Here is a 12,085-nt window from a genome sequence, read left to right as displayed (position 1 = left end):
CCCCGCGTCATATGCAGCCGCGTTCTCCTCCCCCGGACTTGGCTAACCTCTCTTCAAGTCACGAGGACATTTATGAGCGATACCACCACGCGCGCCGGCCTTGAGGTCGACCAGCGGCTTGCCGATCTGCTTGAGCGGGAAGTGTTTCCCGTGCTTGGCCGCGATCCGAGCGCCTTCTGGGAAGGCTTTGCTCAGCTGCTTGCCAGTTTTGCTCCGCGCAACAAGGCACTGCTCGAAAAGCGCGAGGAATTGCAGGCGAAGATCGACGCATGGCATACCGAGCGCGCGGGCAAACCGCATGACGCAGGCGAGTATCGCGCGTTTCTGGAAGAGATCGGCTATCTCGTACCCGAACCGGGCGATTTTACGATCAGAACGCAGAATGTCGATGCCGAGATCGCGACCATGGCAGGCCCGCAGCTGGTGGTGCCGATCCTCAATGCGCGTTTCCTGCTGAATGCTGCCAATGCGCGCTGGGGTTCGCTCTACGATGCGTTTTACGGCACCGACGCACTCGATGCGCCGCCCGCCCGTCCCGGAGGCTATGACGAGGAGCGCGGTGCCGCCGTGATCGCGCGCGGACGCGAATTTCTGGATCAGGCGCTTCCGCTGGTTGACCAGAGCTGGGCCGACCTTGCGGACGAGCATGACGGAAAGCTCAAGGATGAAAGCCAGTGGGTCGGCCACACTGACAAGGGCCTGCTATTCAAGAACAATGGCCTTCACATCGAAGTCGTCTTCGACCGCGACCACCCGGTCGGAAAGACCGACAAGGCGGGCATCGCCGACATCAATGTCGAAGCCGCGCTGACCACCATTGCCGATTGCGAGGATTCGGTCGCAGCGGTCGATGGCGAGGACAAGCTCACCGCCTACACCAACTGGCTCGGCATCATTCGCGGCGATTTGGAGGAGAGCTTCGAGAAGGGCGGCAGGACGCTGACCCGCAAGCTCGCCCGCGATAAGACCTACAAGGACAATTCGGGCACAGAGCACGCGCTGTCAGGCCGCAGCCTGATGTTCGTGCGCAATGTCGGCCACCTGATGACCAATCCGGCGATCCGCTTACCCTCAGGCGACGAAGTCCCCGAAGGCATCATGGACGCCGTTTTCACCAGCGCGATCAGCGCCCTCGATGTCGAAGGCCATGCGAAGTTCGGCAATTCCAAGCACGGTTCGATCTATATCGTGAAGCCCAAGATGCACGGGCCGGAAGAATGCGCCTTCACTAACGACCTGTTCGATGCGGTCGAGGATTTGTTGGGCCTGCCGCGCCACACGATCAAGGTCGGCGTCATGGACGAAGAGCGCCGCACCAGCGCCAACCTTGCCGCCTGCATCCACGCCGTGCGTGACCGGATCGTCTTCATCAACACCGGCTTCCTCGACCGCACGGGCGACGAGATTCACACCTCGATGCGCGCCGGGCCGATGATGCGCAAAGGCGCGATGAAGGGTTCGGACTGGCTCGCCGCTTACGAGGCGCGCAATGTCGCGATCGGCTTGAGACATGGCCTTTCGGGCAAGGCGCAGATCGGCAAGGGCATGTGGGCCGCGCCCGATATGATGGCCGACATGATGGAACAGAAGATCGGCCACTTGCGCGCAGGCGCGAACACCGCATGGGTGCCGTCACCTACCGCCGCGACGCTCCACGCACTGCATTACCATCAGGAAAACGTGTTCGTGATCCAGAAGGGGCTGGGCGAAATCCCGAGCCTCGACACGCTGCTGACGATCCCGCTCGCCGAGGGCGCAAACTGGTCGCAGGACGAGCTTCGCGACGAGCTCGACAACAATTGCCAGGGGTTGCTCGGCTACGTGGTGCGCTGGGTCGATGCGGGCGTTGGGTGCTCAAAGGTGCCCGATATCAATGACGTGGGCCTGATGGAGGACCGCGCCACTTTGCGCATTTCATCCCAGCACATCGCCAACTGGCTGCTTCACGGCGTCGTGACCGAAGATCAAGTGATGGACTCGCTCACCCGCATGGCCGCCAAGGTCGATGAGCAGAATGCAGGCGATCCGTTCTACGAGCCGCTGATCGGCAACGAGGACAAGCCCGCTTTCAGTGCGGCGAAGGACTTGATTTTCAAGGGTGTGGAGCAGCCCAGCGGTTACACCGAACCGCTGCTTCACCACTGGCGTCAGGTCAAGAAGGCAGGCTGAGCTTTCGGGCGCTTTGCGCTCCTCAACTGCACTGCCATCGCTTCTACCGTAGCTGGCGCAATTGATGGCGCGCAGTGGTCAGCGCGACACCAGTGCAGAGCGCTTGCGTCCCATCTGGATATTCCCCCGGTCGGCTGCCGGACCGACCTCCTTTGCCCGTTCGCCGGCAAGGCGGGCCATCATTCCGGGGCGCAGGACGAATTCGAATTCAACCCCGCAGGCAGTCTCGTTCGTCCAGACGACCGTGCAGTAAACCTCATCCTCGCCCATCACGAGCCAGCCGGTAACGCCCATCGGCGGAGGATCGTCCAGTTCGAGCTTCGCGCCAGCGTCGGAGATGTTGGCAATCTTGCAATCACGCACGCCGCTCACGGTTCGAAGGCCGACCGGAATCTCGACCAGCATCCGCCCTGCTCGGCGGCGCTCGATCTCTGCGGCTTGCTGACGATTTGCGAGGCTACTCATAGGCTTCTCCTGCAAGACGAGAGGCACCGGCTGGCTGCCCCACGCGATCCCGAAGATCCACTTTTGCTCCTGTATTTGCGACCAGGAAGTGAGCGAGCGTGATTACCTCAAATTAACCAGAGGTTTAACCAAACCGTCAGGCTTTGCAGATCGCGGGTCAGGCTTTTCCGACAGCTTTTGCCAGGGCGACAAACTCGTCCACGCTCACGGTTTCGGCACGGCGCGTTTCCTCGATCCCGACAATGCGCAACGCGTCAAGAGCGCCCGGTACGCTCTTGAGGCTTTGGCGCAGCATCTTGCGGCGCTGGCCAAAGGCGGCTTCGGTCAGACGTTCAAGCGTTCGGGCCGGCACGTCTGCCGGGGCATCGACAGGCGTAACATGGACGATGGCGCTCATCACCTTGGGTGGCGGGGTGAACGCACTGCGGTGGACTTTCATTGCCAGCTTCGCGACCGCGCGCCACTGCGCGAGCACGGCGAGACGGCCAAAGGCGCTGCCGGCGGGCTGGGCCACTATCCGTTCGGCCACTTCGCGCTGGAACATCAAGGTGAGCGATCTCCATTGCGGCGGCCATTCTGCGCCCGACAGCCACTTCACGAACAAGGCCGTGCCGACATTGTAGGGCAGGTTGGACAGGACGTGGAAAGGTTCGCCCTCCATGATTGCGCCGTGGTCAAGCTTCATCGCATCGCCTTCGATCACGGTCAGTTGACCGGGAAAGGCTTCGCTCAGTTCCTCCAGCGCAGGCAGGCAACGGCGGTCCATCTCGATAGCGGTCACGCGGGCACCGGCACGCAGGAGCGCGCGTGTAAGGCCGCCCGGACCGGGCCCGACTTCGAGCACGCGCGCACCGGTGAGATCGCCCGGAAGCGCTGCGATGCGGCTCAGCAATTGCTCATCGAGGAGGAAGTTCTGGCCCAGCGCCTTTGACGCGGAAAGACCATGCCTTGCAATCGTTTCCCGGATCGGGGGGAGGTCAGGCACCGGAAGTCTGTCGCGCCGAACGCGCTTGCGCACAGTCGCTCGCCATTACGATCGCTGCGATCATGGCGTCGGGGTTCGCCCGGCCTGATCCAGCGATATCGAACGCGGTTCCATGATCAGGCGAAGTGCGAATGATCGGCAGGCCGAGCGTTACGTTGACCCCCTGATCGAACTCAAGCGCCTTCAAGGGGATAAGTGCCTGGTCGTGATACATGCACAGCGCCACGTCGTAGTTGCGGCGCATCACCGGCGTGAAAAGCGCATCACCGGGAACAGGGCCGGTCACATCGAGGCCATCCGATTGAAGCGTGGAAATGGCAGGCGCGATAATGCGCGATTCTTCATCGCCGAATTGTCCGTTCTCGCCTGAATGCGGGTTGAGGCCCGCAACGGCGATGCGCGGTTGCCCGATCCCGAAGTCGCGTTTCAGCCCATCGGCAACGATCTGCGCCTTGTGGGTGATCAGCTCCTGCGACAGCAATCCCGGTACATCCGCCAGCGCGCAGTGGACCGTAAGCGGGACAGTGCGCAAGGAAGGCCCGGCCAGCATCATGACGGCATCTTCAGGAGCAAGTCCGCTGATTTCGGCAAGAAATTCGGTCTGTCCGGGATACTCAAAGCCAACCTTGGCAAGCTGCGACTTGCTGACCGGGGCTGTCACCAGTGCGGCAGCCTGTCCCAGCAGCACGCAGCGTGTCGCTTCGGCGAGCGAGTGCAGCGCGAGCGCGGCCCCGTCGTCATCGGGTGCACCGGGCGAATAGACCGCGTCTGCACCAGCGATAACCGGCAGGCCCTTTGCGAAGGCTTCAGTCGCTTCGCCGGGTTCCTCAATCGGGACGACTGCGAAATCCAGCCCGGCATTGTCGATGGCGGCACGAAGGACATCAGCGCCGCCCACCACGAAGAAAGCGCGCTGCGCACCTCGCAATCGCTGGTAGCTGGCAAGAATAATCTCGGGACCGATCCCCGCCGGGTCCCCCAGCGAAATCGCGAGCGGAGCGCCTGCCACTGTATCGCGCGTCAATCCTTGTGCCCCCACAACCGGTTTAGTTGTACTCGATATACGCGTCGTTACGCAGGTCGCGCAGATAACGCTGTGCGCGCTTGTTGATGCGCTCGCTCTCGATGTTGTTCATAACCGACTGGAAGGTCGGGGTGCCCGCATCTTCAGGCTCATCGCGACCACACAGCATCAGAACGCGCACACCTTCCTCGGCGCTGCCGAAGGGAGGGGTGGTCTGGCCGACCTGCATGTTCAGAAGAATGTTCTGAAGCTGCTCGGGCAGTTGACGCGCCTGAATCTGGTCGTTGGTCACAACCGTCGCTCCCAGAACCGAACGTGCGGTTTCCGCCTCGTTACAGCTGCGAAGCGACTGGATGAAAAGGCCGAATTCCTCGATCTTGGCGTTCGCTTCGGCTTCTGAAGTACCTTGTGCGAAAGCGATCGAGATCTGCTTGAGGTTAAGCACCGAATCGCGCGGATCGGCGGTTAGAACCTGCCGGCGGTCGATAAGGTAGATGATGGTGAAGCCGCCCGGGATCGCGATCGGGCCGACAAGCTGGCCCGGCTGCATCTGGCGGGCTGCATCGGCCATCGGGCCGGGCAGGGTCGCGAGGCGCAGGAAACCGGTGTCGCCGCCCTGAACCGCGGTGGAGGCTTCGGAAAACTGGCGCGCATAGGCGACGAAGCTGCCGCCCGCCTCAAGCTGTTCCATGATCCGCTGCATATTCTGGATCACCGCTTCGCGGTTTTCCTCGGTCGCATTCATGTAAATCTCGCCGAGGCGATATTCCTCTGTGCCGCGCGCCTCTTCGAGCCGCTCGAGAACACCGCTCACTTCTTCTGCGGACACGTTGACGAAGGGCGAGATGTTGCGGCGGATCAGGTTTTCCCATGCAATTTCACCCTCGATCTGGCGCTTGAGCGCGGCAGGCGAGGAACCGATCGAGGCGAGGTATTCGTCCATGCGCTCCGGGTTCTGGCCAAAGTTCTGCGCGGCGAGCTGCTGATAGGTCTGCTCGACCTCCGCGCGTTCGACGCCGACTTCCTGTGCGGCTGCTGCCTGAATCTTGAGCGTTTCGTCGATCAGGTTGCGCAGCACCTGAACGCGCAGACGCTGGCGCTCGGCTTCGGAAACCTCGACTTCGGACGCGTTAGTGACAAGCGCTACGCGCTGGTCGATATCGGTTCCGGTGATCACGAAGCCGTTCACCACAGCGGTCGCAGAACGCTCGTTCGGGTTCTCGCTGCCGAAAACGGTGAAGTTTTCGGGAATGCCAAGCGGATTGTCAGCCGTTGGCACCGCTGTCGTCTGCGCGGCGGCAGGTGCTGTTACCAGCCCTGCAAGAGCAAGCGCAGCTACTGAATTTCGAATGGAAGCAAATACCTTCAACGTCACGTCCCGTAATCCCGAATTGTTTTCATGCGTGCGGTCGTCATGCGTCCCGTTTCGCTCGCGACCTGGATCTGTTGCCGCCCGAAGTGCGGCCTCAACATGGTCAAACCGTTGCACGCTCCCGGCTTAACGCTAGCTGAGTGAGGTTAGTCGAGGCGCGCTTTAACCCGTTTTTTGCGCGCTGCCAATTCACCGGGGTCCAGTAATCGGGGAGGGCGCGATTGGCGACCTAATTGAAGCCCAGATTGCGCAGCGCGAAGAACAGCTGGAACGAGTTGCCACGCTCGGCATCGCCCGCCGTGATGAAGTCACGCCGCCAGGTCGCGCCGAATTCAATGCAGTCGTCGCGGTAGGCAATACCCAGGCGCGTACGGATCGGCTCGAACCCGTCGGGCGAGAAGATTGGATCTTCGGCCGCGCTGGTCAGGTTGAAGACGCCCGATCCGAACATCGACCAGTGCCGACCGATGGTGAAGCGCCCCGCGGCACGGATTTCCTCGCGGTCGCGCAAATCCTCTACCGTCTGAATGTCGCGGTTCAGGCGCAGATAGCCAACCTCGACATAATTGCGCTGCGAACCGATGGTCGCGTCGATCTCGTTGCGGCGTAGTTCGAAACTGTCCTTGTCGACGCGAAAACGGTGAGTGAAGGCGAGGAAGTTGCGATAACGCACCTCGGTCCTGCCGACGAAATCCGAAACGCGTTCAGACAATCCGGTACCGTCGGGGAAGATCGACTGGTCTGTTTCGGTCACGCGGAAGGACTGACCGATATTGGTTTTGACGCGCCATCCCGGTTTGGTCAGTTCCCAATCGACGCCCCATGTCACGCGCGACCCTTCCTCGACGCGATCATATCCTGGAAAGCGGTTGAGCGCGAAGAGGTTGGAATCCTCAAGATCAATCGCGCGCGCATCTTCATTCGGCACGGCGAGGTTGCGGATCGACGGGGCGGCCACGAATTGCAGGCGGGGCTTCAGGACCTGCGTGCCGCCGAACGCTTCGCCAACGAATGGCCATTCGATATCGACCGCAGCGGTCGCTACGCCGCGCGTCGTCCAACCCTCGTCTCCGCGATACGAAGCGGTCAGCGTCGAAAGCGTGTCATTGGTATTGTAGACATCGCCGCGAACGAGGCCGGTGAAGGTCACCACCTGGCCAAGCCCGGTCAGCTGGCGCAAATCCCACCGGGCCCCGGCAAAGGCGCGCTGCGTATCCTGCCCTTCGTTGCGAACAAGACTTAGCGAGTTCGCCTGAAGCTGAAGATTGCCGCCAAGCAGCGGATCTTCGATATTGTAGCGATAGTCGATCGCCGGGACCGCTAGCGGAACCTGCCCTTGCTCGGCGTTGATCCGCAAGGTCTGTGTCGCCCATCCGGCAACGCTGAGATACGAGCGGTCGTCAATCCGCTCCAGATTGATCGTCGAGCGCAGCCGATCATCGCGGCTGATGTCATAGCGGCGAAGGAAGGTGCGATCGCTCGACAGGCGAACCGATCCGGTCAGGCTCCATTCGGGCGAGAACTGAAACCGGCCATTGGCGAACAGGTGCCCGCGAGGGTCGCTTTGCGTGGTTGGTGTCGCTCCGAAATTCGAGACACGGCGGCTTGAGGTCGCATAACCGGTGATCTGGTACGCGCCTTTTTCGGTGAGGTGGCGGAACTGGCCGGTCGCCATGGGCGCAACGTCGGAATAAACCCGCGCGCCCAGTGTCAAATCCTTGTTATCGTCAAGCCGCCAGTAATATTCGCCCGACAGCTCAAGCCCGTTGACCTGGTCGAGGCGGACGTTGGGAACCAGAAACCCGCTTTCTGCGGCGCCATCGGTACGGATGGCGAGACCCGGCAACGGCAGGATGCGCGCGCCGAACAGCTCCAGCATCGCACCTTCGAAACTGACACGCGCCTCATCCGGATCGTAGGTCACCCGTTCGGCGGTGATGCGCCAGGACGGGTCTTTGTCGCATCCAGCTTCATCACTGACCGCACAGGCTGTGTATGCGGCATCTGTCAGCAGGACCGTGCCATCCTGCGCACGGTCTGCCGACCTTGCCGCAAGCCGCCCGCCTGCCCTGAGTGCGAGCAGCAGGTCGTCCATCGCGCCTGCTTCGAACTCGTCGTTCAGCTCGATGGTCTCGGTAAAGATCTGGTTGCCCGAATCATCGACGAAGCGGACGTTTCCGCGCGCGATGATCGCACCGCTTGCCCGGTCCCAAGTCACCTCGTTCGCCCGAACCGACGCGCGGTCCGATCGCACGATCACATTGCCGCGAGCGGTGAGAAAGTCGGCCTCGCTGTCATATTCGACCTGCTCTGCTTCGAAAGCGATCTTGTCGCCTTCTTCGGGCAATTCCGGTGCAAGACTGGGCGGGTCGTCATTCTCGAAAGTGGGCGGTGGCGGCGGTGCGTCGGGATCGGCCTGAGAAATCGCCTGACCGGGGAGCGGCGCATCATCCTGAGCGTGAACCGGCGTCGCCGCGAGCATCGCCGAGAAACACGCAGCCGAAGCTGCCAGCGCCAAAGGGCTGGTCATGTTGCGCGACACTGTAAACGGCCTCATGCCTACGCAGACCCTCGAACCCTCGGACATGGCTTGCCTATTGCACCGCTGAGGCCTAATCGCAATCGCCATTCCAGAACTGCTCTTGAAAGCAGGATCAACCGTGTCGCAAACGCCCTATTAGCAGCCAGTTTGGCTGAGCCTTTTCCGGCAAATCACAAGCGGAGCCCTCATGCAGATCAATTTCACCGACAGCGCACCCGACAACGTCCGACTTCATGTGCAAATCGTCAATGAGGGCGACGGGCTTGAGGGCGTGGAAGAGGTGCTGGCAGAAGGTGCGCCTACTGCACGGTTCCGCGGCAAGCCGGGGCAGGTCTTCGAAGGCTTCGCCAAGGTTGACGGCGAACTGCGTCGTCTTGCCATTTCCGGTGCGGGAGAAGCGGGCGCGGACAACCGTCGATTGAACCTTGAGCGCGCCGGCGCTGCGCTGACGGCGAAATATCTGCGCTCGGGCGAAACCGACATGGTGCTCGACCTCGCAGGCGCTGTCGAAGATGCTGAGGAAGCCGGTGCAGCTCTCGCAGGGCTTTGCATGCGAAGCTGGACGATGGACGACTATCGCACCAAACTGGCGAAGGAGAAAAAGGTCTCGCTCGAAAAGGTGCACGTTATCAACGCACCCGAAGGCACGCTCGCAACATGGGACCGTGAGCTGGCCAGGACGAAGGGCGTCGACTTCACCCGCATGCTCGTTACCCAGCCTGCAAATGTCCTTTACCCGGAAAGCTTCGTCGAGGTTTGCCGCAAGATGTTCGATGGCACTGGCGCTGAGCTCACCGTGCTGGACGAAGCCGAGATGGAAGAGCTTGGCATGGGCGCTTTGCTTGGCGTTGGTCAGGGATCGGGGCGCGAATCCCGCCTTCTCGCAATCCGCTGGAATGGCGGCGAGAAAGGCGCGAAGCCAACCGTCTTCGTCGGCAAGGGCGTGACGTTCGACACCGGCGGTATCTCGCTGAAGCCCGGACCCGGCATGGAAGACATGAAGTGGGACATGGGCGGCGCGGCTGCGGTCGCAGGCGGCATGCTTGCGCTGGTCGGTCGCAAGGCGAAAGCCAATGTCGTGGGCGTGGTCGGACTTGTCGAAAACATGCCTGATGGTAACGCGATCCGCCCCGGCGACGTGCTGACCTCGATGAGCGGTCAGACGATCGAAGTGCTCAACACCGATGCCGAAGGTCGCCTCGTCCTGTGCGATGCGCTTCACTGGGCACAGGAGCAGTACGATCCCGAACACATTGTCGATTTCGCCACGCTCACCGGCGCAATGATCATCGCTCTTGGCAACGAACATGGCGGCGTCTTCGCCAATGACGACGATCTTGCCGGACAGCTGGTCAGTGCCGGCAAGACCGTGAACGACAAGCTGTGGCAGATGCCGCTTGGTACGGCTTACGACAAGCTTATCGATTCCCCGATTGCCGACATGAAGAATATCGGCGGACGCGGTGCCGGTTCGATCACTGCCGCGCAATTCCTTCAGCGCTTCATCAAGAAGGGCACCAAGTGGGCGCATTGCGACATTGCCGGGATGGTGTGGTCGGACAAACCTGGCCATGCACACGACAAGGGCGCAACCGGCTATGGCGCGCGCCTGATCGATCAATTCATCGCGGACAACGTGGAGTAAGAAGTGATCGTGGGCTGCGATATCGGCCCGCAGGGCCGCAAGGGCGACCGCCCGTCCGCAGCGATGCGGCCAATGGGCCGCGTGAGCGAGGAAAGCCAAGCGCGCGGACGCGCGCGCCGGCGCTTGAGGCGCACATGAGCAAAATGCGGAAGAAATCCGATCTTCCCTCTAAAATCTGCGAAACCTGCGGGCTTCCCTTCACCTGGCGCAAGAAGTGGGAGCGCGACTGGGACAACGTTCGCTATTGTTCCGAGCGCTGCAAGCGGAATAAGACGGTATCGTAGATTGGGCGCGGGCGGCACGGCACCGGAGCAAGAATGAAAGTCGATTTCTGGCAACTCTCTCGCGATCCGGTCGACAAGGTCGTCGCCCTGATCGCGCAGCGCGTGCTGGATAGTGGCGAGAGACTGCTGGTCGTCAGCAAGCACGCAGAGCAGCGCGAGGCGATTTCGCGCACGCTTTGGAAGGCCGGACCCGAGAGCTTTCTTGCCAATGGTGAGGCCAGTGCGGCTGGCGCGGACAGGCAGCCGATCCTGCTTGCCGAGGCTTGCGAGCCTGCGAACGCGGCCAGCCACGTGATCTTTGCCGATGGCCAATACCGCGAGCCAACCGGGTTCGAACGTGCCTTTCTCCTGTTCGACGACCAGACTGTGCAAGCTGCACGCGAGACCTGGAAAAGCCTCGATGGCACCGATGGCCTTGAGCGCGCCTTTTTCCGCCAGGACCGCGGCAAGTGGAACAAGGTCGCCTGAAGGCTTGCGAGCCGCGCTCCTATCGCCGACACTGTTTGGGCAATGGGGAGAATCAGTATGCGAATTTCGACACTCGTCCTGTCAGCTGGGGCAACGCTCGCCTTGACCGCGTGCGGATCGGAGACGGAGGGCAGCTTCGCCACCGACGATGGCGAAACCGGCGAATACGTCATCGATAATGAAGACGGCGAATCGACCATGACCATCACCACATCCGATGGTGAGGTGAATGTGCGCAGCGGATCGTCGGTCGCGGTCGATCTGCCTGACGGGTTCTCACTCATCTCCGGGGCACAAGTGGTCAGCAACACCGTGTTCGATCAGGGCGGGACCAAGGGCTCATTGATAAGCTTCCGCAGCAGCATGTCGCCCGATGAAGTCGCGAGCTTCTACCGCGCGCAGGCGGAGGATGCGGGCGTGGAAATCCAGATCGAGACGACGATGAACGGCGGCAAGATGCTGGGCGGCGAGAATGAGGCGACCGGGTTGACTTTTTCCGTCACAGCCTATCCCGATGATGATGGAATGACGCTGGGTCAGCTTACCGTGGGTGAAGACCCCGGCTGATCAGGGTTTCGCCACCAGCCATGTGACCAAAAGCTTGAATTGCGCCTGCGCTGGCGCTAGTGGCGCGCGCAATCCTCTCTGGCGCGCCGCGTGGCGCGCGATTTCTCAAAACAAGGACAATTGCCATGGCGGTCACCCGCACCTTTTCGATCATCAAGCCCGACGCCACCAAGCGCAACCTGACCGGTGCCGTCACCAAGAAGCTCGAAGACGCCGGCCTTCGCGTCGTCGCTTCGAAGCGCATCCACATGACCCGCGAGCAGGCCGAAGGCTTCTACGCGGTCCACAAGGAACGCCCCTTCTTCGGTGAACTCGTCGAATTCATGATGAGCGAGCCGGTTGTCGTGCAGGTTCTCGAAGGCGAAGACGCCGTCAAGCGCAACCGCGACGTCATGGGCGCAACCAACCCGGCTGAAGCCGACGAAGGCACGATCCGCAAGGAATATGCGCTGTCCATCGGCGAAAACAGCGTCCACGGTTCGGACAGCGAAGAAAACGCAGCGATTGAAATCGCCTATTTCTTCAACGACGACGAGATCGTCGGCTAAGCACTCACCGTGCAGG

The 12,085-nt window shown here is 61.7% G+C and carries 11 protein-coding genes; 6 read left to right on the top strand and 5 right to left on the bottom strand.

Annotation, left to right across the window (positions count from 1 at the left end):
* Positions 1-72: 72 nt before the first annotated feature.
* A complete protein-coding gene (locus tag CD351_RS12805; protein WP_111992998.1) occupies positions 73-2,169 on the top strand; it encodes a malate synthase G in 2,097 nt (698 codons plus the stop codon).
* 78 nt (positions 2,170-2,247) lie between these two features.
* Here the strand turns inward: CD351_RS12805 and CD351_RS12800 are convergent, their stop codons facing one another.
* The 5 genes from CD351_RS12800 to CD351_RS12780 all read right to left on the bottom strand — a co-directional run bounded on the left by CD351_RS12800 (position 2,248) and on the right by CD351_RS12780 (position 8,572).
* A complete protein-coding gene (locus CD351_RS12800; protein WP_111992997.1) occupies positions 2,248-2,634 on the bottom strand; it encodes a PilZ domain-containing protein in 387 nt (128 codons plus the stop codon).
* 157 nt (positions 2,635-2,791) lie between these two features.
* Complete coding sequence (gene rsmA, locus CD351_RS12795) at positions 2,792-3,619, bottom strand: 16S rRNA (adenine(1518)-N(6)/adenine(1519)-N(6))-dimethyltransferase RsmA (RefSeq protein ID WP_111992996.1); 828 nt, start codon at positions 3,617-3,619, stop codon at positions 2,792-2,794.
* The gene (pdxA, locus tag CD351_RS12790) at positions 3,612-4,643 is read right to left on the bottom strand and encodes a 4-hydroxythreonine-4-phosphate dehydrogenase PdxA (RefSeq protein ID WP_234027132.1); all 1,032 of its coding nucleotides are present in this window, start codon (positions 4,641-4,643) and stop codon (positions 3,612-3,614) included. Before pdxA ends, rsmA begins: the two co-directional genes overlap by 8 nt.
* A gap of 22 nt (positions 4,644-4,665) precedes the next feature.
* Positions 4,666-6,012 (bottom strand): peptidylprolyl isomerase, encoded by a 1,347-nt coding sequence (locus CD351_RS12785; protein WP_111992994.1) that lies wholly within the window; start codon positions 6,010-6,012, stop codon positions 4,666-4,668.
* A 232-nt stretch (positions 6,013-6,244) separates the two neighbouring features.
* Positions 6,245-8,572 (bottom strand): LPS-assembly protein LptD, encoded by a 2,328-nt coding sequence (locus CD351_RS12780; protein WP_234027131.1) that lies wholly within the window; start codon positions 8,570-8,572, stop codon positions 6,245-6,247.
* 172 nt (positions 8,573-8,744) lie between these two features.
* On the opposite strand from CD351_RS12780, the gene CD351_RS12775 reads away from it, so the two are divergent.
* The 5 genes from CD351_RS12775 (at position 8,745) to ndk (ending at position 12,069) form a co-directional block, all read left to right on the top strand.
* Positions 8,745-10,202: a leucyl aminopeptidase gene (locus tag CD351_RS12775; protein ID WP_111992993.1), complete on the top strand. Its 1,458-nt coding sequence runs from the start codon at positions 8,745-8,747 to the stop codon at positions 10,200-10,202.
* 134 nt (positions 10,203-10,336) lie between these two features.
* Complete coding sequence (locus CD351_RS12770; RefSeq protein ID WP_111992992.1) at positions 10,337-10,486, top strand: DUF2256 domain-containing protein; 150 nt, start codon at positions 10,337-10,339, stop codon at positions 10,484-10,486.
* A 33-nt stretch (positions 10,487-10,519) separates the two neighbouring features.
* On the top strand, positions 10,520-10,954 hold the full coding sequence (locus tag CD351_RS12765; protein WP_111992991.1) for a DNA polymerase III subunit chi: 435 nt from the start codon (positions 10,520-10,522) through the stop codon (positions 10,952-10,954).
* A gap of 57 nt (positions 10,955-11,011) precedes the next feature.
* Positions 11,012-11,521 (top strand): hypothetical protein, encoded by a 510-nt coding sequence (locus tag CD351_RS12760; RefSeq protein ID WP_162627721.1) that lies wholly within the window; start codon positions 11,012-11,014, stop codon positions 11,519-11,521.
* A 125-nt stretch (positions 11,522-11,646) separates the two neighbouring features.
* Positions 11,647-12,069 (top strand): nucleoside-diphosphate kinase, encoded by a 423-nt coding sequence (gene ndk / locus CD351_RS12755; protein WP_111992989.1) that lies wholly within the window; start codon positions 11,647-11,649, stop codon positions 12,067-12,069.
* Positions 12,070-12,085 lie beyond the last annotated feature (16 nt).

The organism is Erythrobacter sp. KY5 (genome assembly GCF_003264115.1).
In the GTDB taxonomy this organism is placed as follows: Bacteria; Pseudomonadota; Alphaproteobacteria; order Sphingomonadales; family Sphingomonadaceae; genus Erythrobacter.
Note: the sequence above shows the minus strand (reverse complement) of the source record. Positions and strands in the feature narration are given on the sequence as shown.